We start from the raw sequence: 19,742 nt of genomic DNA, 5'->3' as shown, positions 1-19,742 counted from the left end.
CTTGTAAAATGAAGTTATTAATTCAGGATTAGTGCAGATTGAATTAACCCGTTTTAGAGGCTTAATGACCTTCTGCTCACCTATCTTAAGCGCTTTCTTTACTGTTTAGAAAGGAGCATTGCTGTTTTCTGACTGTTAAAGGGGCCAATTTTTCCCTTCGCTAAAGCTACAACGAGCCGGATTTGGCCCTGGGTCTTCTTGTGGTGCGCAGAATAGACAAGCTTGTAGGTAGGTTCGCTAGCCAGTTATAAGGATCCTCGCCTTGAAGTTGCCCGCTCTTGCTGGTCTCTCACAGTTGGGCTTCTCCGGTAAGGATCTCTCCACTCATGGCCCGTGCCCTGCAGCGGAGTTGTTTCAAAGAGAGCTCACAATCACCCTTTACCGGCCAGGCTTGAGGCAGTCCTTCTGCAATCCCTCGCCCATCAAACTTGCTTTCTGCCACGCTGCTCACCGTGGCTATCCATCTTTTTTCGTTCAGGGTGCAGCTGCCTGATATACAGCGTAATGGGATGGTCTGATCCGGCGCGTTGGCGACAAAGGTGAGATGCCGACTGGATCCGTGTTCTACGCCTCGGCCGATGAAGCGTACCCCGGTCACTGTCGCGGTCTTGCGATCCATCTGAACAACATGGCAATTCTGCAGAGAGCCGCTCCCCACTCTGTATTTACATTTGCTAGCAATCGTTTCAAAGCGACCAATAGCTTGGAGTGGATCGGCGATCGAACTTGTTCCAGCAACCATGGATAGGCTGATCAGTAAGAGGGGAACAATCGGAGTGCGCATCTAGTTAATAGTCGCTATCAGCGACACACATTCCCAGACAACGTATGCCATTGATTGCGGTTCGCCGACAGTGGTTACAAAGGACATCCCCATCCTCTGGGGTGTCATCTGCTTTTGCCTCCTTTCCCCTTAGAGGTTTTTTGGAGTGAAATGGATCGGATGATTTGCCGGTTCTCGTCATGGTTGCGAGGATGGCGATTTGATTCGATTTTGTGATCATGCCCCTTCAGATGGGAGCGCTGGTGAAACAGGAGTGGGCCAAGCATCTCAACCTAGACGTTGCAATTTCTAGAGTCTTTTGATTAGCTCGGTTGGCATTACTTATCCAGGTGACTGCAATCCATTTGGAGTAATGAACCCTTATTAGGCGCTGGTTGAGCTGGGAAGATTTGGATCAGGTGTCACCACGACCGGAAGAGTGGTTGCAGTAGAGCGGATGGGGACCACCTTGACAGGTGCCTCTGGAGCAATGCCGGAGTCCAGTTCCTTCAGTTCGCAGGCTGCCAAAGCTTCTTGAAGCAGTGAATCAAAAGTTGCTCCAGGCAAGCGGTGGCGTGAGATCTCGAGGAAAGTGCGAGGCAGAGATTCAGCGGCCGCCCTGCGTAGGGCTGGATTGCTGAGACGATGTTCTTGCTCACCTTGGATGGCTCGGATGAAGCGTCGCGTCACATCTCGTTTGGTGGAGGCCTTGATGAAGGTGTCGCTATCACCGAAACCGTTCTGTGCTTCGCGTTCGAGATCGCTGATGCGACGCTCCAGGCTTTCAAGAACTTCCTCAGATTCTTTGCAGATGTGTACCAGTTGCCCGTCAGAGAGATTGGGGAGGTCTGCCACATAAACCTTGCCGTGGTCCCTAAGGGCTAAAAAGGTTGGCCTCGGACCCTGTCCTTGACGGTGGGGGGCGTTGCGATCGTCGTATTCACTATTGACTTGCCGTCTTGGAGGTACAGGTCCTGCTGAGCTACGGCGACGCGTTATGCGCTGGGGGCTATCAAAGGGCATTGGATTTAAGTTAGATCTAACGACGCTGTTGCCGAAATATTCTCTCGGCGTGCATAGGTAAATATTACTTGAGGACGTGCCTGAAAATCAGCTCGAGAATAGGCTCGTACAAGTCCGATGTAATTAGCTAGAGAGATCTTGCGACTCAAGAGCCCTTGCGATGCAATGCTTTAGCTGGGTAGCCCTCGTAATCTCTCCCCGGTTGAGGGAGAGGCAGTTTCGACTTGACCAATAGGCCAAGCTTGAAGAGCTTGTTCGTTGCAAACCTGCAGGACATCACTTACTACTTCTTCTGCGACCACTAGGCAGAAACCCACTCCAAGATTAAATGTGTGCCAGAGGTCATGCTCTGGAATCTGGCCAGCATCTTGGAGCCATTGAAAAAGTTCTGGTCTGGTCCAGCTGCTTGGATCTATAACGGTAACTAAGTCTTTTGGGCAACATCGGGGAAGATTCTCTGGTAGGCCTCCACCGGTGATATGTGCCATGCCGTGGAGTGGAACTTTTGCTTCTAGGAGGTTTTTTACCAGCTGGCCGTAAAGGGTGGTAGGGGTTAGCAGGGCCTCGATTAGAGGTTTGTTGTCGCATCCGAAGAGAGTGTTCTTATTGGCCTCAGTAAGGGCGAGCACTTTGCGCACCAAACTGAACCCGTTGCTATGAACGCCACTGCTGGCTACACCGATAATCTGATCTCCAGGCTTGATCTTGCGACCGTCAATCATCTCGTCTTCTTCTACCACTGCTACGCAAAAGCCGGCTAGGTCGTAGCAACCTGGGTCGTAAAACCCAGGCATCTCGGCGGTTTCTCCGCCTAGGAGGGCGCAGCCGCTGCGGCGACATCCCTCTGCAATTCCCTCCACAACTTGTGCCATGGCCTCTGGACTGAGGGTTCCGGTGGCGATGTAGTCGAGGAAAAAGAGGGGTTCAGCGCCACTGGTGATGACGTCGTTGACACACATTCCAACCAGGTCCAGCCCTACTCCGTAGTGGGCTTGATGTTGCTGAGCTAGTTCGAGCTTGGTGCCGACCCCATCAGTTCCTGCGACAAGCAGAGGCTTGTTTAGCCCTGCGGGGAGGCGTGTCAAGCCTCCAAACCCTCCCAGACCACCGATTACCTCTGGGCGGTGGGTGGATTCGACGCTAGATCTGATCCGCTCGATGAATGCCCTACCTGCTTGGACGTCAACGCCCGCGGTCTTGTAGTCCATGGTTTCGACTGGCCCTCTCTAGATCCTCCTCTGCCGCCCTCCATTCAGCCAATGTCACGATTGTCCTGTCTTGCATTAGCGGGGCCTCTAGATGGCATCAGTTCGACTGATCAGGGTGGTATGGCTCTGATCCTTGCAAGTCCAGTGAGGATCTGTTATTTAGCTGGTTAAAGTTGCATCAATCTGACGAGGAGGTGCTGTTCGAGCCCTTCTAAAGAGAGGATGTAATTCGTACGGTTTGGGGAACTTTGGTTGGTTTAAGGACGTATTCCTGCTGGGGATGATTTTTTCTCCTCATTCAAGTGTCGTCTGCTAGTAATGAAATTTTCCGTTTCGCTTCTTGTTCTTGCTGGTGTTTGCTCCAGCAGTGCTGCACTGTTACCAGCCTTTGCCCTTGATCTTGACCTCGACAAAAAGGTCACCAGGGAACAGGTCAAGAAAGCTCTGCTTGAACGAATCTCTCTTTTTGCGACTCCTTTCTCCGCCAATCAAGACAGCTCAGATCAAGGTAGTGCTGATGTCGCTACTGGTTTAACTCTTGATTTAGTTGTTGAGACACCACCAGAGTTACCAATCGTTCCGGTTGCCAAGCTCAACAGACCTGTCAAGCCAACTCCCACTGTTGTTCAAGTGAGCACTGGTGAAGCAAGCTGGTACGGCCCGGGCTTCTTCGGAAACCGAACTGCAAGTGGTGAAGTTTTCAGGCCAGGCACAATGACAGCTGCTCATCGCAGCTTGCCTTTTGGTACCAAGGTAAGGGTGACCAACCTTTGGAATGATCGTTCTGCTGTTGTGACAATCAACGATCGCGGCCCTTTTATCGCTCATCGCGTCATCGATCTTGCTCATGGTGCTGCCCATGAGCTTGGTTTGATATCGAGTGGTATTGCCCAAGTGCGTCTTGAGGTGCTGCGCTGAGTTTTTCTGTTCTCAGTTCAACGGCTGAGTTGCATCAATGGCGTAAGCATCAGCAGTCTTCGGTTCATTTCGTTCCCACCATGGGCGGTTTGCACCGCGGTCATGGCCAGCTGATCAAGTCAGTTCAAGGATTTGGCAGGCTTCAACCAGCCGCTGTGTTGGTGAGTGTTTTCGTGAATCCTTTGCAGTTTGGCCCTGCCGAGGATTTCGATAGTTATCCTCGTGATCTTGAGGCCGATTGTGAGTTGGCATCAAGATCAGGTGCTTCTGCACTCTGGGCTCCTTCAGTAGATCAGGTTTTTCCTGGGGGGGCTTCTTCCCAGTTCAGGATTCAGGTTCCTTCTTATCTTCAGGCACATTTGTGTGGGGCGAGTAGGCCCGGTCACTTTGATGGTGTGGTCACGGTGGTGGCTCGCCTTTTGGCTCTAGTTCGGCCAGAGGTGCTTGTGCTTGGCGAAAAGGATTGGCAGCAATTGGTGATCCTGCGCCATTTGGTTGCCCAGTTGGGTTTGCCGGTGCGGGTGCATGGGGTCGCCACGGTGCGCGATGACGATGGCTTGGCTTGTAGTTCCCGTAATCGTTACATCAGGACTAAACAGCGCCAGCAGGCGTTGGCCTTGCCTCAGCTACTTGCTCGAGCTGCTCGGGAGTCTCAGGATGGACGAGCAGTTGATCTTGCAGGGCTCCGGTGCGCATGGGAGCAACTTGGCTTGGAGGTTGAGTATGTAGAAACGGTAGATGCATTTAACCTGCAGCCTTTGCATGCTGGCCGCAAGCTTTGCCTTCTGGCGGCAGCTGTGCGTTGCGGGGAGACTCGTCTCATCGATCACACTTTTCTGATGTCTCGTCAGCCAATTGTTGCTATAGATGGGCCTGCCGGTGCTGGTAAAAGCACCGTGACAAGAGCCTTTGCTGAACGGCTTGGCCTGCTCTACCTCGATACGGGGGCCATGTATCGGGCTGTCACTTGGTTGACCCAGCAACATGATGTTGATCCGCACGACCCTGTAGCAGTCAAAACCATCCTTGAGAATCTTGAGCTTGAGCTTGAGCCATCTCAATCAGGAGCACAGAAGGTTCGGATCAATGGTCATGACGTAACAGAGGCGATCAGATCGCCGGAAGTGACGTCCTCGGTTTCAGTGGTTGCTGCTCACGGCTGTGTTCGTAAGGCTTTGACGGCTCAGCAAAAGAGGATGGGTGTACGAGGCGGGTTGGTTGCTGAAGGACGGGATATTGGTACGGCCGTTTTCCCAGATGCAGAGTTGAAGGTGTTCCTCACCGCCAGCCCGGCTGAACGTGCCAGGCGTCGCGCTCTGGACCTGGACAATCGTGGTTTCCCGGTTCCTGATCTGGCTGAGTTGGAAACACAAATCGAGGAACGTGATCGAATGGATAGCACCCGCGAAGTTGCTCCTTTGCGCCAAGCTGAAGATGCCACTGAGTTGATTAGTGACGGCATGACGATTGAGGAGGTGATTGAGACTTTGATCGATCTGTTTCGAGTGCAGGTTCCCGAGGAGGTTTGGCCTACTGCTGGGAGCTGAGTTCAATTAGCAGGCCTTCACAGGCGTCTTCAAGCAGATCGAGTACTTTCTCGAAGCCTGCATCTCCTCCGTAATAAGGGTCTGGCACCTCTTCAAGTGATGTTTTGGTCGCATAGCTGAGCATGGGCTCGATCCTGGCAGTTGCCATAGGGCCGACTTCAGTGGCGAGGCTCTGAACAGTCGCCAGATTTTCTGCGTCCATGGTGAGGATTAGGTCAAAAGTCTTTAGATCCTCCAGGGTGATCTGTCGCGCTCGGCTGGGTAGAAGGATCCCTCGCTGCTGGGCAGCACTACGCATGCGCGAATCCGCTGGTCTGCCAACGTGCCATCCACCGGTGCCGGCGGAATCCACCACGAAGTGCTGTTCCATGCCTTGGCTTTTTAGTTGATGCAGGAAAACCCCTTCTGCAGCGGGGGAGCGACAGATGTTGCCGAGGCAAACGAACAGCAGCCGATGATTCATTCAGACTCCAAGCGTTGCAGGATGAGCTTGAATCGCTTTGCATACCACTGAGGCATCTTTGATTGCACTTGCAAGGATCTTTAAGTCTATTGATGGCTTGCCTTGGCTCAGGTTTGTTGAGTTGAAGTTAACAATGCACAAAAGAATCTCGTTTTTCAATGAGTTCATCTGAGACTTTGTAGGGTCTTGGTCAGAGTGATCTTAGAGGTCAAAAAGAACGTTATGGATATAAGCCTCGGTCCATTGTTGACCATGGAAGCGGGCCAACATGGCTCTTGCTGGATCCTTTTTCGCTCTGTAGCTCAAGTATCGTTTCTGACCTTCCAGCAGCTTGAAGGCACGTTGAGGGGAGACCTCCTCTGCCATTTCGACAAGATCTAAGTAAAGGTTTAAGTAGTCTCTAAATGCTGGCATGATGATTTCATCGATCAGCTGGTTTCCTTCACTACCCAGGTGTAGGCGAGTCCAGAGAAATCCTGGTGAAAAGTAAGGTTTAGCTTCTTCTGGTATCGGCCCTCCCTCAGGGAGGCGAACTCTCCAGTGTTCAAAGATTGGCATCAGTCGTTCCCAGACTTGTTTGGTATGACGTTCGTCACTTGTGATTGCTGGCTGTAAGTCCAGTGCTAAAAGATGCCCAGATGGAAGTGTTACTAAGTCTGCACCGAAGAAGGGAAGATCGAAGGTGTGATAAGGGCTTATCACGAAATTCAAGACCGAGGCTGAACTGCCGGCCTCCACGCACGCGGCTCGCACCTGTCTGAACTTTTTGGTTCTGCAAGCCCAGGTGCATGTTGTCACTCTGATGGGTTGAGATTTGGAGCCTGTTTCCCCTTCTCTTTGCAGGAACTCTGGAGCTACTGGGTATGGCTCAGGCTTCAGTGGTATTAAAGCGTTGATGGCATGGCTGAGGAACGGCGCCCATCGCCATTCGGGCATCCTGACTGGATCAAGGCTGCTTAGGCGTAAGGGTTTCATCGAGGTAGGTCATAGTCTGCGTCTGCCGGCGGAGATGAATCCGCTTTAGTGCTGGCAGGAAATAGGAATTCGTGTAGAAAGCGATCAGACCATGCCTTGCCGAAATGACTTGTAAACAAGCCGTGGGCTGGATCCCGCTCAGCGCTGTAAATGTCATAAGCGATCTGTAGTTGTTTGACTTCGGCCGCCGGTATTAGGGAGACTTTATTGCTGTTTTGTTGGTGAAGCTCCCAGTAACAGTGCAGGAAAGCATTGAACGCTTCAGGTAAGACATTGGTGGCTTTTTCGGTGCCGCCTCTGCAGAAAAGCAACCAGGGGGAGAAGTATTGATTGGGATCGAATAATCGCATCGTCTCTTCTCCATTCAGTTCAGGGAATTGATTTTGGAGGGCTTTGAGTCCCTGGAAGTGGCGCTCTAAGTAGGACTGATCTTGAATGAGGGGTTGGAAGTCAAGGATCGCTACTAGCTTTTGTCTTTTCTCAAACCACAACAGGTCCAATCCCATCAATGGCTGATCAATGTTGTAGTCCGGATAGGCCACTGAGTTGAGGACCTGAAGGCTTTCCCCGGCATCGAGTCGCGAGACCCTCCAGCGACGGAACCCTGGTACTTGCCAAAGCCAACTTCGAATCAAGCTGTTTTTTTTCTCGTTTCGACATTCCCTAAGACCATCAGGAACTGCTGCAGTCTCTCCGCCTTGTATTTGGATGCTGGAGTGCAGTTTCTCAAGTAATGGGTCAAACATCTAAATGTAATCCCTCACTTCTTTGGTCTGAGTTGAAGATTTTCTCAAGATCAGTGGTTTGATGCTTCATGGCATGTTTGATGAATAGGCCAATCACATGCCTAGATCGTTCGATCTCAAGAGTGGACTGATAGGGACTGGTGATCGCAAGCATTTCATCCTCAGCCAGGTTGAAAGTGTTGAACAGTTGAAGGTGTTAATTTTCCGCCAACCTCTTGCTTTCCTCTTAGGCCACCGCATCCTCAGTGCTGCCGCCTCGTTGGCGGCTCGTGAGGAATCCAAACAGGACCTTTCCAATTGCAGCCACTAGGTTGCCTTCTAACTCCTTGAACATGGCCATATTGCAGTGAAAGGCCATATTTGCCTCCTCGACCATGCGTTCGGCGGTCTGCTGATTGATCGGCAGGCTATCAAGGGTGGCGCTGTATAGAGTCTTGAAAGCTTTGGTGTCTTCAATGTCATTAAAGATATAAAAACGCACGCCGTCATTGCCCCCTAGCTTCATGGCCTTCTGGGCAATGGTCTTGAGAATCTGACCGCCTGAAAGGTCCCCTAGATAGCGGGTGTAGTGATGAGCCACTAGTAACTCAGGCGACGCCTGCGCCAACTTATGAATACGGGCCACATACTCCTGAGCCGCCAGCGTCGCCTTGGCCAGATTGCGCCAGTCGCTGCCGAAATAAAAAATCAAATCTTGTTCTAAGGCCTCGCAGCGATTGAGCTCGGGGAAGCCAATAGGTGCCACCACCGGATGCTTTTGCTCACGCAGCTTGCCGATTTCTGCTTCCAGTGCGGAGTAGACGAAATAGAGATCAGCCACCAGCATGCGATAACTGGACTGATCAACCACCCCTTTAAGGAAACAGCTCACGAAACCAGTGTTCTCGGCCATCGTGTGGGCGGCCTTGGTGCCTTCTCTCAATTGGCTCGCAAGGGCTACCGCCAAGGTGCTTGAAGTCGAATGTCTTGATTGACCCTAGGAGGCTAAATGGCAGTTTCAGGAAGACCTTAAAAGAAGGATTCGCGCTTGAACAGGATGCAACGGCAATGAGGCTGGATTAATTCTGATCAAGCTGTGCGACGAGCTCAGTGAGAATCAAGTCGATTCGCTGCAATTCGGTATGTTCGGCTAATGAGGCGTCGATCTTTTTTTGAGGCATCCTTAGCTTTTGCCCAATCGAGATAATTTCATTTCGTAATCGCTTGCGATAGGCGTTTAGATCCCCAATGGTTTCCTGTAGCTCTTCTCGTGTGGCTTCAGGCATTGGTTCTAATCCCTCATCTTTAAGCCTACACTTGAATATTTAATCATCATTTCAAGCAAGAGAACCCCTTTAGAGGAGTTCAATATCGAGCCTTTCGAGCAATGATCAAGGCAACTCAATGAAGCCTTGCATGGCTTGCTTCTACTCTTGTTGGTTTGGAGTCTGTTGGAGTGCCGAAGCCCAAAAGTTTGATCAAGCAGTGTGTCTTGGTTGCGTGGATGCTTCAGTGACGAACCGTTGCGTGATTGCTTGCTGATTGGCTGGGTTTCGGTATAGAGGCTTACGATTGCGTTCGTCTTCAGCCCAATCAAGGGGGGTAAAACCCATTAGCGCAAAGGTCCTGCCGCTTTAATGCAGGCTTCTTAAGGCGTCATCCGCATTAAGAGGTTTATATGCAAGTGGTAATGTCCATCTCGCTTTTGGAGACTTCCCTTAATGGTTCAGAAGCTCCCTAACCCCCAGTCCTGTCCGGCTTGCCAATGCTTGACGCATTCTCTCGCGCTGTAGTTGGTGCTGATGCCAAAGGGGCTTGCCTCGGCAGTGCCGATTTGGCTTCTCTTCGTCAGCACGTTGCGGATGCCAACATTCGAATCGATGCAACCAATGCAATCGCGCAACACATTTCTTGTATTGCAGCGGATGCAGTGAGCGGCATGGTTTGCGAGAACACAGGCATGACCCAGCCTGGCGGTAACTGCTACCCCACTCGCCGCATGGCTGCATGCTTGCGCGATGGAGAGATCATCCTCCGCTATGTCAGTTACGCCCTCTTGGCAGGGGATGCATCTGTTCTGGATGATCGTTGCCTCAATGGTCTCAAAGAGACCTACGACGCTCTGGGCGTGCCTATTAAGAATGCAGTACGTGCTGTTGAGATCATGAAGGCCGCTACTGTCGCTATCATTACGGATACAAATTCTGGTCCCTCTGCTTTCCAGGGCATCTCTGGTAAGGGTTCTGACTGCCAGGGCATTGCTGCAGAAGCTGCTTCCTATTTTGATCGTGTGATCAGCTCCCTGAGCTGAATCATTCGTAATCTTCTTCAAGTTAATTATCAAACTTCCATAAAAGGAATCACACGATGAAATCTGCTGTCACAACAGTGATCACTGCAGCAGATGCAGCAGGTCGTTTCCCTGACATAAGTGACCTTAAAGCTGTCAAGGCATCTTTCGATCGTGCGGCTGCCCGCATGGAAGCTGCTGAGAAGCTGGCTTCTGGCATAGACAATGTGACTGCTGATGCACTTAAAGCTGTTTACAGAGATGGTAAGTATGACCTTGCAACTAGGGACAAGTGTGCAAGAGACATCAACCATTACTTGCGCCTGATTAACTATTGCTTGATAGCAGGTAGCACTGGCCCTCTTGATGAGTGGGGTATTGCCGGTGTTCGAGAGGTGTTTCGCACACTCGGTATCCCTACTTCTGCTTACATCGAGGCCTTTAGCTACATCCGTGAGCGTGTATGTGTTCCTCGTGATATGGATCAGCAAGCTGCCAACGAGTTTAAGGACCTTCTTAACTACCTGATTAATGCTCTCTCCTGAACCTCAATGCCTTTAGATGGCTACCTCTCAAGGTCTGTGCAGCTTGTTTTTTAGCTTGGTTGGCCTTGTCTGTAAAAGCATTGGGAATCTATTTGATTTAAAGATCTCCACCAAGCTCTTCTGAATTACTCTTATAGCTAGTGACTTGAGATGTGCTAAGCCTACATACATGAGCAAGGATGAAAACTGTAAGCCTGATCTTGAGGATTTATTTGATGACTTTGCTCATCCAAATCCACAAATCAAAGAAGAAGCTTATTTGAAAATGTCTCGCCACTGGCCTGAGGAGTCAATGCCTAGACTGCTGGCCAATCTGGATCAGACGGATATTGAACTTAGAAGAGCATCTGTAAAAGCCCTTGGTGTATTTGGTAGACGCTCCTTGCTCCCTTTGGCGCAGATATTTCATGCCAATGAGAATAGAATAGTTCGCACAAGTTGTCTCAAGGCTTTTGTGCAAGTGGCAGCTAATTTCCCTGGCGAAGCCTTCCCAAAAGAGGCCATGGAGGTTGTCGAATTGGCTCTACAGGATGATATCCCTGAGTTGATACTTACAGTGGTTCCGCTTCTATCTCTTCTCGGCAAGCAGGGGCTTCCGCTTCTTCTAAAGAGTTGCAAAAGTAAGAATATCCTGCTGGCTGCTATTGCAGTAACTGCTCTTGGGGAAGTTGATGATCCTGCAGCTGAAGCTTGCTTGAAAGAGCTTCAGGCGGAGGATTTAATTGATGATTTGTTGGGAGGGAGCGTGATTGATGCTCTCAATACATTGGAGCAACGTAATGCAGGCAAGCCCAGTACTCAATAATGACTAGCTTTCATCATTATGTTTCTTTAGATCTTCGTTCAAAAGCTGATCAATTGCGAGCTGCAAAACCCTATTGACGCTTTCATCTTGTTCTGTAGACTTTCTTGCAAGCAGTTCATTGAGTGTTTCCGTTGCCTTCAGTTTCATTAGAGACAAGGCTGCATTCTTTCGGACTTGAGGGTGTAAATCATCGAGCCTGGCTAATAACATTGGCTGTGCCCAGGATGGTTCGTGTAGCTTGCCAAGCAATATGGTTGCTTCAGCACGCACATCGCTGGCAGGGTCAACTAAAGCTCCTAGGAGAAGCTCTCGAGCATCCGTATCACCCAAGGCTTGTATTTGCTCTCCCAGGCCGGCGATGGCTGCCGCTCTAATTTCTGCATGGTCGGATTGGGCTGCATTGCGAAGAGCATCAGGTGCTTGAGCTCCCACAAAGGCCAGCCCCCAGCTAGCGAATCCACATTGCATTGCTGTGCTGTTGGGATTCATGAGCACCTCTAGCAGGAGCTCTATTGCATCGGCACCAAAAATCGCCATGGCTCCTGCCGCTGATCCCTGAACGACAGGGTCTGGATCGTTGAGAAGGGCTTCGAGGAGATTTGGCAAGGTACTTGGATCGCCCACCAGTTTGAGGGTCTTTGCGGCGGCGCGCCTCACCGTGGCACTGGAATGCTTGTGTAGGGCCACACAAAGTGCTGGCGCCGCGGCCTTGCCTACGACGCCAAGACTTTCTGCAAAGGTACGTCGAAGCAATCCTCGATGATCGCCAAGACCAGACACCATTCGCTGAATTTGCTCTGCATCGGCTTTCGGCGTGTCTCCACGTCTGAGCAGAGCCTTTAATTCATCGGCCAGTTCAGCGGCTTCGTCTTCATTTAGCAACGACTCGTCAGTATTGATGCTGAAGGGTTGGTTCTGTGTCAATGTTGTCGACTTGAGAAGAGAATGCATGCATTATCGATGTGAGCAAGGTAATCACTAGAGTCGAGAGATCCACTTTTTTTATGGTTCAGGCTTTATGCAAATCTGCCTGATAGAACGGAAAGATGATAACAACATTCCCATGATGACGTTTGTAAAACGTGCAAGGTTTTTGCTTTAATTATAAATTGTGCCTTCACTCTCTTGGAATTGTTCTAGAGAGGGTCTTGGCCGAAAATTTTCGCCGTGTTTCTTTAGTGTTGAAGTTAGTCAACCCCCTTGCCATCAGGATTGCTTTGTTAAGGTTGGCTGCCATGCCTTTGTTAAAGGCATGGTCAGAGTCATTGTGTTATTTTTTGGATCTTGAAAGGATCCTAGGATTGTGTTTGCTTTGATTCCTGAGCAGTTAAGTTTGGCTGTGCTGGAGATTGTAGCTTCCAAGAGCTTGATAATTGCTATTAACTAGAACAGCCTTGGGATGGTGATAGAATCTAAAAGGGTTTTTAATTTCATTGATCTGAGCCATTAGAGGTTCTTTTTTTTTGGGTGATTGACTTGTCGATGTAATAGTGGTCAGTAAAGCGACGATAAGCTGTTCAGTGAAGCTTGATTGTTTAGAGTCAAAATTGATTATTTATGCACTCCAGTCCTCTTGTTGGATGGTTGAAAGTTGGTTTTGTTTTTAAGGCTATTACCAATGCTTGCGCAAGTCTCGACTCCTTCCCAGAATGTATATCAGTCAATGTCCTAAGAGTTTTAGCCCTGCGTTCTATTTCCATAGAATGGAATCCCTTGCTTATTCCCACAGCTTTTCTATCTGAAAACATGTTTTATTGTTGATCAATATGACTCATATGGATGAATCAAAAGCTACAGGTTGTAGTACGGAGGCAGAAATAGCCTCTTTGTTTGATGCTGATCTACGTGAGCTATTCATAAGTGAGGTCAATTGGTCAGGCAACAGCGCGGCATTTTCATTAAGTAAATGATGGTAGATTTTTTGTCGACAAGGTATGGAAAAGTTGACAATACTTTGCGGCCTAAATTGGCACATATATTTCCTGCCGCCGTGGCTTTAAGCTTACTGTTTTGCTCTTTGGTTAATGATTCTTTTAGCGGCTATTCGTGGAGTCCTGGCCATTCTTTGTTATTTTCTATTTTGCTGCATTGGTTGCAAGAGATAGAAGTAAACTTTTCTGGCTGAATCAGTCAATCATTATTGAAGCTATCGTTCTAGTGGAAACAGAAGCTCCAGCCCCTGAACAGCTGGCAATATCAACTCATGGATTCACCTATGTATTGTATTATGATTTTCCCAACTCTTTAATGAATGCATCTTCGCTCGAAGCATGTATCACATTGTGATTGCTGAAATCTGGCTAGTGTTTTCCCATTCTGCATTGGGGCAGATATTTTACTGGCCTGTAAATTGTAAAGAGTCATTCCGTCGTCAACACTGAGGCTATTTGCTATGGGAGAGAATGATTGATTGAGAGGTTTTTGAGGGTCTTGGCAAGATGATAAGGATCAATTTTGCTATTAGATATTTCAGTGAGTGTTACCTCTGTTGACCCTCTAACTCATGATCAGTTGTAGCGATACTTTGCTATTCCAGCTTCCTCCAGGAGGCATGCCTCTAACATGAGACCAGCCCCTTTCGCAAAACAGCAGAGTTCAAGATTGCCTACTACTTCTTAAAAGATGACTGATATATGAATGCAGTGTTCCAGAGTAATGACTTGGTCAACCTTTCGGCCTTGTTCCTCGTTCATATTCTGATCTAGTGAAAGAGCTGAAGAGCCCATTCGATCATCTTCCATCTCTCAGCCAGGAAGAGGCTCTCAAGATTCTTTGTACGCCTATCAATAAGTTGGAGTTGGCCAGTGATTACTACAAAGCAGCCTTTCACCTAAGCAAATTCCCTGGACCCATGACTGAACGGGCTTTGTTGCGCCTGATTGAGTCAGAGTCCTCTGAACTTCCTGTTGTGATTGCCCGTAAAAAGGCCGTTGAGGGCTTGGCTCGTCTTCGATGTACCGCTGCAATTCCTGCCATTGGTCGCTGCCTCACAAGCACTGATCCAAATTTGGTTGAGATTTCTGCTTGGGCCCTTCAAGAGTTGGATTGTCAGGACCCTGATCTACATCAAGTCATGATGTCTTTGCTAGATGATCCCAAGCAGCATCGGCGCGTGTTGATTCAGAGCCTGGCTTGCCTTGGGGTCGTTTCAGCGGCACCAAGAATTGAGTCTTTGCAGGATGATGCCAACCCTGGGGTTCGTGGTGCTGCTCTTGCTGCAATGTTTAGGCTTTGCGGCAAAAGAGATCGATTGCTGGAGCTGGAGTTGCATCTGGTCCTTCCTGTTCAGATGGATCGGCATCTTGCAATTCAGGATGTTATCGATGCAGGTGAATTTGATTTACTTAAGGCCACGTTAAGGGCACCTGTATCTCCGACCTTTCGCATGCGGGCCTTGAATGCTCTTTGGCCTGAAGAGGTGGTAAAGAAGAATGGCCTTGATTTGCTGGTTGTTTTGGATGGGCTGATGCTTGATGACCCAGATGATATTGATCTCGTGCATCATTATGATGAATTCCCTAAAGATGCCTTCCTGATTGAGGAACTATTCGCGACTGATTTCAGTCGCTGTTATCTTGCTGTTCAGACCTTGCGTAGTCGCAATCCAACAGAGCTTTGGCCTTTGTTGTTGAAATGCTGGGAACGAGCAAAGAAGGATTATGGCGCGCTCTATTTCTTTATGGTTCTTTTTAGATGTATGACCGATTGGCCGGAAACAGCACAACAGAAAATTCAGGATTTATGCTTCTCTGCACTTGATCGGCGTTGGCCTGATTTTATTAAATTCAAACCAGCTTCCATCCTTACGCTGATGCAATATAGCCCCGAGATTGGTTGTGCTCATTTGTCTCAATGGCTGAACCCAGAGAAGTCTCCTTACTGGGCCTGTCGATATGCAGCATTATTGGCTATTGAGCCTTTGCTTCATGTAGAAGAATGGGGCGCATTGGTAGAGAATGTGGCTAGAAATAAGGAGGACCCACATCGCTTTGTTCGAGCTAAGGTTAACAGTCTTGAGATGAACCGTATCGGGCTTCCTCCTCCTGTAAGGTAAGGGTATTCTTCTTTGCAGATTCGCCTTGCTCGTGAATCTTGGATAGTAGTATTGATTATAGATTTAGTGCTTTATTTATTATTGTTTTACTGTTCAACTATCAAGATATTGAGCCTATTAATTCCTTCATGTCTTTATCTCTAAGTGTTCGAAAGGCCCTGGCTTTTTCCAGGTAAAAAACGGCAATGGCTTAGTGGGCCTGGAAAGCAGGATTTGAGTGCATGGGACAGTGAATAGATGCATTGAACTGTCATGGTATTTCTGCCTCTTGTTGTTTCAGTCTTGCGACACATCACTATTTTCTTTGATGTGTTAATTCAGTGTGAGGCAGAGCGCAACCAGCTTTCGTTAAGATGATCGCCTAGATTGTCAATACGTTGGAAGTGAAGTGGACCGTGCTTTGAGCCCCAGAGCTGTTCATGTGTTTTGGGGTCAAATCCGCGATCTCGACTAATCCAAATTTTTTCATCAAACTCCACCTCGCTGACCAGATAAGTCATGGTGTTGTTGCGAGGAACTAGGCAGTTTTTACCAGGTTCAACTTGTCCTCGATATTGGTTTGGTTTGACTTCCTTGAAGTGCATAGAGCAGCCCCGTCGCGGAATGAGCGTATCAGTGCATAGGTTATTGAGAAGTTCAGGGTAAAACCCCGCGCCAGCCAAGCGCTTAGGCTCTTGCAAGCTATAATTCTCCAATATGAATGCTTCTTTGCTTGCTAGTAATTTATGCACGCCCTGACGATAAGGACGCCATGGATCATAGTCATAACTTTGCTCTGAATAATATCCAGGCCCTTTAAATACATCCCATAATAGTGGCCTAAAGTAGATATTGATTCTGGCAAAGTGGATTGGATTTTTCTGAGCTTGCTCCTTGTTGCTGTAGTGAGCAGCTAATGTTTTGGCGAAACGTAGTAATGAACTCTGACGCATCTTTTTTTGTTGATCCTTTAGTTTTTTAGCCTGCGCACTTCCGAGGCAAAAGATGTTTGCAGGACGCCTGAGCCTTCTGATGTTCGTAGAACTGATGATCGGCACCGAATGTGTTTGGAAACAAACCAGATTCTCTCCTCAGCAATAGATTGCCCATATTTGGTCATCAGCAGGAAAGTCCCGTCTGATAGGAATTCATAATTTGAGACAGCTTTTTCAGCTTCTGCATAGCCCCTACTTCTTAAGATCACCCCTTTCTCATGGGTTTTTGGGATAGGTATTAAAAGGCATGAGCCCGATGTGACCTCTGACTTTACATTTGGATCCCAGTCACTTTCAGCTTGCCATTCCATTTTGAACGGCGATACGGGCATGCTGTTGTGACTTGTCGTGGACTTGAGGAGTTGGATAACTTCCGGATCTTCGCTATTGACCTTTTGGATGCGAATCTCGCTTAGTACTTCCTCAAATTGTTGGAAGGCTAGTGAATGGCTACTTCGCATTGACCGCCATGTACCTTCACTTTGAGCAACGAACTGCTCAATGTTCATCAAGAGATTCGTTTGAGTCTTCGTTTTGACCACTTGGCAGATTGCCACTGGCTTTTTGAATCATGCGTACCATGGAGTCAACCATCATCGACATCGCCATGGGGATTTCTTTCCCTGAGGGGGTTAGGGCAGATTGATCACCCGGTTGTTCACTTGAAGGGGGGCGAAACAGAGGCATGGGGAAATTCGGTGATGGAAAGTTCAGTTTGTCGCCCTGTCGACAGCTCAATGGTTTGCAGGGAAATCATCTCCCTTTGGCCATGATAAACAAGCAAGAGGTGTCTTCCTGTGAGCTGGAAGCTAAAATCTTTAATTGTTTTCAGTTTGCATGACTTCATGATTTTTTTGGCTTGGATATAAGGTCATCAACCTATAGATTCATCCTTGTCAGTCGCTAGTAGGCGAGAGGAGAACAGCAATTAGGAGTCACTTAGGTATAAATACTTGCGGGCCATCTTGCTCGCTTTCTCTGCCCAGCCATTGACCCAGGCGATTGCCCTAACTAAAACAAGCTCTATCTAATCTCTGGAAAATTACTCCACCAGTCAATCGCTTCTTGCTTCATCTGCTCAAGCTTGTCTTGGTCTCGCGGTAGAAATTGGAGAAGAGTCATGAAACCAACTTTGCCTCGTTGAAGCTTCTGTGATGGACAGGCAGCTTGGCACCGATACCATCGGCAAGATTCTTTCTGGAAGGAAATAACTGATGATGGTCAGTGAAAACCAGGCATCTTTTGAAAAGTTGCTTAGTAAGCAGCTGCATGGTTTTAGTCAGTTGAGTGAGGCCTTGATTTTGAGGCTGATTCAGCTTGAAGAAAGGGTCGCGATACTTGAGAGTAGTCAATTTTTGAAAGATGATGGCTGCCATGAAGCCACTAAGAAGCTCCTTGTTGATAGTGAGGAGCGCGTGAGGCACCTACAGGGGCTTTTAGATGTTGATCCAGACCGATGTACTTCTTACGCTATTTCATCAGAAGGGCAGACCCTCCAAGAGGTTAAGCCTGAGAATAGTGAATCAGACCAAACCTTTAATTTGAAGACAGAGGATTTCCAGGCAGAGGGGAATTTTAATCAGTGTCTTGAGAATGGGGATGGGACTTTTGACGATGATGTTGGCGATACTCAATGCGTGGAGGATGCGCAAACAAATCTACTTTTGGCCTAATCTATATTTTAGATCAGATCAAGAAGTCGGATGCGAAATTGAGCCACTTCTTTGGCAATGGATGGAGATCTCAATAGGAATGGGTGGTCCTTGATCGTGTCTAGGACTAGATTTAGTTTGGTCTCCTGACTAGGCTTAGTCTTCCCTTCTTTAGACTGATAGTTCTTCCAGGCCTCATCAAATATCATCGCAAAATTGTCTGCATTATTGAACTGGCGGTCGCTCTTTTCGTTGTACGGAGAGAAAGACACGGCAATGGGCATCTTAAATTGATGCCAGGACCCAGATTTGAACTGGGGACACGGCGATTTTCAGTCGCCTGCTCTACCAACTGAGCTATCCCGGCGCGTCGCGTTCGCGACCTCGGAATCTTAAATCACTGGGTGAGGCAAAGCCTTGCCAGGTTGGCGATGAAATCATTGCCTTAGGCCGCTGGGTCGGCAACCTTGCTGTGGCGTAAACCCAATCGCGTCTTGGCAGCGATGATCATGATGCTTCAGTGGGCAGTCCAAAGGTCATCAGTAGATCAGCAGTGGCGTTGTCGTTCCTGCGTTGATGGTGAGCTTGTTTTTTGCCATCAAAGCCTTGTGCCTGATCGATTGCTCTAGTCTTTGCGGTGATGAGCTGCGCATTGTGATTCAGGCGTTTTGGCTCGCAGTTCTTTCCATCTTCGATTAGCAGAAAACCGACTCACACCCTCCCTTCTATGACTTGATGCTCGGGGGCTGGGGGCAGTCTGTTGGACAAAGCGCTATCAGCCTGCATGTTTCCTACTGGTTGGTCCATCTAGCTAGAGGAATTCTCATGGTTACTCAGGCTGCCGGTTTGGCTCGGTGTCGTGTTCGAGCAGTTGATCTTGTCGCTCTGTTGGCTTTCTGCATTCCCTGCCCTATGCGCTTTTCAATTGAAGGTAAAGGCCATGCCCTGTTGGTATCTATGACGGCGTTTGCGCTTTTGACTCGTGGCCTAATTCTTGACCATGCATCTTTTCGGCTAAAGCTAAACATTGCCTCTGGACTTGCAGTCGCCCTGTTGGCCAGACTCACCCATTGCGAATGGTTTTGGGCTTGTATTTGCTCTTTTGTTTTGGGGTTTTTGCCAGGCAGATCGCACCACCTACAGTAATGCCAAGATTCTGCAAGCAATTTTTGGCTGCCAGAGCTGTGGCACCAGTGGTGAGGATGTCATCAACAATCCAAACCCGATGAAAGGACCAGTCAGTTGCGTTGTTGCTAAGGCCTGGCACAGCTTCGAATGAATGAATTTGATTTCGCTGGCGTGTAGCTGTCTGTCGAGATGGTGTTGTCCCACGGTTGCATGGCGGCGGCGTAAGAGGCCATGGCAGGGACGGCATAAGCCACTGGCCAGAAGTTGGGGTACAGGATTTGCTCGGCTTAGGCTTTTCCAGCTCGGAATTGGGACCAGCACAGCGTTGATGGGGACGAGCGGGGTCAGCAGTTTTGCTAAGGCGTGGATCGCTGAGAGCTTCCGATTGCGACGCAGACTCAACAACAGCCGGCGGAGATGACCTTCGTACCAACCCAGTGCCCGCCAGTTCAGGGGACTGAAGCCTCTTAAGCCATCGGCTGGTAGATCGAGTTTCATGCAACAGTTCAGGCAAGGCTTGGAACACTCGGCATCTGAGGTAATCGCTGCCCGGCAGATGGGGCACTGGGGTTGCATGAGCAGGGCATGACCTGCTCGCATCAGGGATGAAAGCAATGCAGTTCAGCTTCTGAAGCAAGGATTCCCCTCGTTCTTTTGGCAGGGTTCCCTTAT

At 48.8% G+C, this 19,742-nt stretch carries 24 protein-coding genes and 1 tRNA gene; 9 read left to right on the top strand and 16 right to left on the bottom strand.

Features of this window, described 5'->3' with window-relative positions:
- Positions 1–289: 289 nt before the first annotated feature.
- From SIB66_RS00305 to purM, 4 genes are all read right to left on the bottom strand, one after another.
- Complete coding sequence (locus tag SIB66_RS00305; RefSeq protein WP_063407190.1) at positions 290–784, bottom strand: hypothetical protein; 495 nt, start codon at positions 782–784, stop codon at positions 290–292.
- 4 nt (positions 785–788) lie between these two features.
- The gene (locus SIB66_RS00300; RefSeq protein WP_236073853.1) at positions 789–965 is read right to left on the bottom strand and encodes a hypothetical protein; all 177 of its coding nucleotides are present in this window, start codon (positions 963–965) and stop codon (positions 789–791) included.
- Positions 966–1,147: 182 nt separating this feature from the next.
- Positions 1,148–1,786, bottom strand: coding sequence for a hypothetical protein (locus SIB66_RS00295; RefSeq protein ID WP_063407188.1), 639 nt, complete (start codon positions 1,784–1,786; stop codon positions 1,148–1,150).
- Positions 1,787–1,956: 170 nt separating this feature from the next.
- Complete coding sequence (purM, locus tag SIB66_RS00290) at positions 1,957–2,994, bottom strand: phosphoribosylformylglycinamidine cyclo-ligase (RefSeq protein WP_063407186.1); 1,038 nt, start codon at positions 2,992–2,994, stop codon at positions 1,957–1,959.
- Between the two features lie 318 nt (positions 2,995–3,312).
- On the opposite strand from purM, the gene SIB66_RS00285 reads away from it, so the two are divergent.
- A complete protein-coding gene (locus SIB66_RS00285; protein ID WP_063407184.1) occupies positions 3,313–3,912 on the top strand; it encodes a septal ring lytic transglycosylase RlpA family protein in 600 nt (199 codons plus the stop codon).
- 29 nt (positions 3,913–3,941) lie between these two features.
- Positions 3,942–5,459 carry a bifunctional pantoate--beta-alanine ligase/(d)CMP kinase gene (locus tag SIB66_RS00280; protein ID WP_236070350.1) on the top strand — a complete coding sequence of 506 codons (1,518 nt, stop codon included), beginning with the start codon at positions 3,942–3,944 and terminating at the stop codon, positions 5,457–5,459.
- Here SIB66_RS00280 and SIB66_RS00275 read toward each other — a convergent pair.
- The 6 genes from SIB66_RS00275 to SIB66_RS00250 all read right to left on the bottom strand — a co-directional run bounded on the left by SIB66_RS00275 (position 5,443) and on the right by SIB66_RS00250 (position 9,235).
- Positions 5,443–5,922 carry a low molecular weight protein-tyrosine-phosphatase gene (locus SIB66_RS00275; protein ID WP_063407182.1) on the bottom strand — a complete coding sequence of 160 codons (480 nt, stop codon included), beginning with the start codon at positions 5,920–5,922 and terminating at the stop codon, positions 5,443–5,445. The genes SIB66_RS00280 and SIB66_RS00275 overlap by 17 nt on opposite strands.
- A 201-nt stretch (positions 5,923–6,123) precedes the next feature.
- Positions 6,124–6,897, bottom strand: coding sequence for a phycoerythrobilin:ferredoxin oxidoreductase (locus tag SIB66_RS00270; protein ID WP_063407180.1), 774 nt, complete (start codon positions 6,895–6,897; stop codon positions 6,124–6,126).
- Positions 6,894–7,643, bottom strand: a complete 750-nt coding sequence (locus SIB66_RS00265) for a 15,16-dihydrobiliverdin:ferredoxin oxidoreductase (protein WP_063407178.1) — start codon at positions 7,641–7,643, stop codon at positions 6,894–6,896. Before SIB66_RS00265 ends, SIB66_RS00270 begins: the two co-directional genes overlap by 4 nt.
- A gap of 226 nt (positions 7,644–7,869) precedes the next feature.
- Positions 7,870–8,589 carry a heme oxygenase (biliverdin-producing) gene (locus SIB66_RS00260; protein WP_063407176.1) on the bottom strand — a complete coding sequence of 240 codons (720 nt, stop codon included), beginning with the start codon at positions 8,587–8,589 and terminating at the stop codon, positions 7,870–7,872.
- 112 nt (positions 8,590–8,701) lie between these two features.
- Positions 8,702–8,908 (bottom strand): hypothetical protein, encoded by a 207-nt coding sequence (locus SIB66_RS00255; RefSeq protein WP_063407174.1) that lies wholly within the window; start codon positions 8,906–8,908, stop codon positions 8,702–8,704.
- Between the two features lie 192 nt (positions 8,909–9,100).
- Positions 9,101–9,235, bottom strand: a complete 135-nt coding sequence (locus SIB66_RS00250) for a hypothetical protein (protein ID WP_268873689.1) — start codon at positions 9,233–9,235, stop codon at positions 9,101–9,103.
- Positions 9,236–9,387: 152 nt separating this feature from the next.
- On the opposite strand from SIB66_RS00250, the gene SIB66_RS00245 reads away from it, so the two are divergent.
- The 3 genes from SIB66_RS00245 (at position 9,388) to SIB66_RS00235 (ending at position 11,262) form a co-directional block, all read left to right on the top strand.
- A complete protein-coding gene (locus SIB66_RS00245; RefSeq protein ID WP_011826841.1) occupies positions 9,388–9,933 on the top strand; it encodes a bleomycin hydrolase in 546 nt (181 codons plus the stop codon).
- Positions 9,934–9,989: 56 nt separating this feature from the next.
- A complete protein-coding gene (locus tag SIB66_RS00240) occupies positions 9,990–10,457 on the top strand; it encodes a bleomycin hydrolase (protein WP_063407173.1) in 468 nt (155 codons plus the stop codon).
- A gap of 292 nt (positions 10,458–10,749) precedes the next feature.
- Positions 10,750–11,262, top strand: a complete 513-nt coding sequence (locus SIB66_RS00235) for a HEAT repeat domain-containing protein (protein WP_413681338.1) — start codon at positions 10,750–10,752, stop codon at positions 11,260–11,262.
- A 3-nt stretch (positions 11,263–11,265) separates the two neighbouring features.
- Here SIB66_RS00235 and SIB66_RS00230 read toward each other — a convergent pair whose 3' ends face one another.
- On the bottom strand, positions 11,266–12,213 hold the full coding sequence (locus tag SIB66_RS00230; protein ID WP_063407169.1) for a HEAT repeat domain-containing protein: 948 nt from the start codon (positions 12,211–12,213) through the stop codon (positions 11,266–11,268).
- 1,095 nt (positions 12,214–13,308) lie between these two features.
- Between SIB66_RS00230 and SIB66_RS00225 the strand changes: the two genes are divergently transcribed.
- Positions 13,309–13,548 (top strand): hypothetical protein, encoded by a 240-nt coding sequence (locus SIB66_RS00225; protein ID WP_063421945.1) that lies wholly within the window; start codon positions 13,309–13,311, stop codon positions 13,546–13,548.
- Between the two features lie 418 nt (positions 13,549–13,966).
- A complete protein-coding gene (locus tag SIB66_RS00220; RefSeq protein WP_063421948.1) occupies positions 13,967–15,316 on the top strand; it encodes a HEAT repeat domain-containing protein in 1,350 nt (449 codons plus the stop codon).
- 317 nt (positions 15,317–15,633) lie between these two features.
- Here the strand turns inward: SIB66_RS00220 and SIB66_RS00215 are convergent, their stop codons facing one another.
- Genes SIB66_RS00215 through SIB66_RS00205 form a run of 3 tightly spaced genes read right to left on the bottom strand, consistent with a single transcriptional unit; the run spans position 15,634 to position 16,977 of the window.
- Entirely contained in the window at positions 15,634–16,248 is a 615-nt protein-coding gene (locus SIB66_RS00215; protein ID WP_063407163.1) for a chromophore lyase CpcT/CpeT, read from the bottom strand.
- Between the two features lie 17 nt (positions 16,249–16,265).
- Entirely contained in the window at positions 16,266–16,799 is a 534-nt protein-coding gene (locus SIB66_RS00210; protein ID WP_063407161.1) for a phycobiliprotein lyase, read from the bottom strand.
- The gene (locus SIB66_RS00205; RefSeq protein WP_063421950.1) at positions 16,789–16,977 is read right to left on the bottom strand and encodes a hypothetical protein; all 189 of its coding nucleotides are present in this window, start codon (positions 16,975–16,977) and stop codon (positions 16,789–16,791) included. Before SIB66_RS00205 ends, SIB66_RS00210 begins: the two co-directional genes overlap by 11 nt.
- A 527-nt stretch (positions 16,978–17,504) precedes the next feature.
- Between SIB66_RS00205 and SIB66_RS00200 the strand changes: the two genes are divergently transcribed.
- On the top strand, positions 17,505–17,963 hold the full coding sequence (locus SIB66_RS00200; RefSeq protein WP_236070348.1) for a hypothetical protein: 459 nt from the start codon (positions 17,505–17,507) through the stop codon (positions 17,961–17,963).
- Between the two features lie 273 nt (positions 17,964–18,236).
- Here the strand turns inward: SIB66_RS00200 and SIB66_RS00195 are convergent.
- A tRNA-Phe gene (locus SIB66_RS00195) sits at positions 18,237–18,309 on the bottom strand.
- A 368-nt stretch (positions 18,310–18,677) separates the two neighbouring features.
- Here SIB66_RS00195 and SIB66_RS00190 point away from each other — a divergent pair.
- Positions 18,678–19,088 carry a hypothetical protein gene (locus tag SIB66_RS00190; RefSeq protein WP_413681335.1) on the top strand — a complete coding sequence of 137 codons (411 nt, stop codon included), beginning with the start codon at positions 18,678–18,680 and terminating at the stop codon, positions 19,086–19,088.
- On the opposite strand, the gene SIB66_RS00185 is transcribed toward SIB66_RS00190, so the two are convergent.
- Complete coding sequence (locus SIB66_RS00185) at positions 19,080–19,685, bottom strand: hypothetical protein (RefSeq protein ID WP_413681333.1); 606 nt, start codon at positions 19,683–19,685, stop codon at positions 19,080–19,082. The genes SIB66_RS00190 and SIB66_RS00185 overlap by 9 nt on opposite strands.
- Positions 19,686–19,742 lie beyond the last annotated feature (57 nt).

This window comes from Prochlorococcus sp. MIT 1318, from assembly GCF_047304505.1.
Lineage (GTDB): Bacteria > Cyanobacteriota > Cyanobacteriia > PCC-6307 > Cyanobiaceae > Prochlorococcus > Prochlorococcus marinus_D.
Note: the sequence above shows the minus strand (reverse complement) of the source record. Positions and strands in the feature narration are given on the sequence as shown.

Bases quoted from the DNA above. Each gene is read 5' to 3' on its own strand.
- SIB66_RS00305 (WP_063407190.1), bottom strand. From the start codon at position 784: ATGCGCACTCCGATTGTTCCCCTCTTACTGATCAGCCTATCCATGGTT.
- SIB66_RS00300 (WP_236073853.1), bottom strand. From the start codon at position 965: ATGACGAGAACCGGCAAATCATCCGATCCATTTCACTCCAAAAAACCT.
- SIB66_RS00295 (WP_063407188.1), bottom strand. From the start codon at position 1,786: ATGCCCTTTGATAGCCCCCAGCGCATAACGCGTCGCCGTAGCTCAGCA.
- purM (WP_063407186.1), bottom strand. From the start codon at position 2,994: ATGGACTACAAGACCGCGGGCGTTGACGTCCAAGCAGGTAGGGCATTC.
- SIB66_RS00285 (WP_063407184.1), top strand. From the start codon at position 3,313: ATGAAATTTTCCGTTTCGCTTCTTGTTCTTGCTGGTGTTTGCTCCAGC.
- SIB66_RS00275 (WP_063407182.1), bottom strand. From the start codon at position 5,922: ATGAATCATCGGCTGCTGTTCGTTTGCCTCGGCAACATCTGTCGCTCC.
- SIB66_RS00270 (WP_063407180.1), bottom strand. From the start codon at position 6,897: ATGAAACCCTTACGCCTAAGCAGCCTTGATCCAGTCAGGATGCCCGAA.
- SIB66_RS00265 (WP_063407178.1), bottom strand. From the start codon at position 7,643: ATGTTTGACCCATTACTTGAGAAACTGCACTCCAGCATCCAAATACAA.
- SIB66_RS00255 (WP_063407174.1), bottom strand. From the start codon at position 8,908: ATGCCTGAAGCCACACGAGAAGAGCTACAGGAAACCATTGGGGATCTA.
- SIB66_RS00250 (WP_268873689.1), bottom strand. From the start codon at position 9,235: ATGGGTTTTACCCCCCTTGATTGGGCTGAAGACGAACGCAATCGTAAG.
- SIB66_RS00245 (WP_011826841.1), top strand. From the start codon at position 9,388: ATGCTTGACGCATTCTCTCGCGCTGTAGTTGGTGCTGATGCCAAAGGG.
- SIB66_RS00240 (WP_063407173.1), top strand. From the start codon at position 9,990: ATGAAATCTGCTGTCACAACAGTGATCACTGCAGCAGATGCAGCAGGT.
- SIB66_RS00235 (WP_413681338.1), top strand. From the start codon at position 10,750: ATGCCTAGACTGCTGGCCAATCTGGATCAGACGGATATTGAACTTAGA.
- SIB66_RS00230 (WP_063407169.1), bottom strand. From the start codon at position 12,213: ATGCATTCTCTTCTCAAGTCGACAACATTGACACAGAACCAACCCTTC.
- SIB66_RS00215 (WP_063407163.1), bottom strand. From the start codon at position 16,248: ATGCGTCAGAGTTCATTACTACGTTTCGCCAAAACATTAGCTGCTCAC.
- SIB66_RS00210 (WP_063407161.1), bottom strand. From the start codon at position 16,799: ATGAACATTGAGCAGTTCGTTGCTCAAAGTGAAGGTACATGGCGGTCA.
- SIB66_RS00205 (WP_063421950.1), bottom strand. From the start codon at position 16,977: ATGCCTCTGTTTCGCCCCCCTTCAAGTGAACAACCGGGTGATCAATCT.
- SIB66_RS00200 (WP_236070348.1), top strand. From the start codon at position 17,505: ATGATGGTCAGTGAAAACCAGGCATCTTTTGAAAAGTTGCTTAGTAAG.
- SIB66_RS00190 (WP_413681335.1), top strand. From the start codon at position 18,678: ATGCTCGGGGGCTGGGGGCAGTCTGTTGGACAAAGCGCTATCAGCCTG.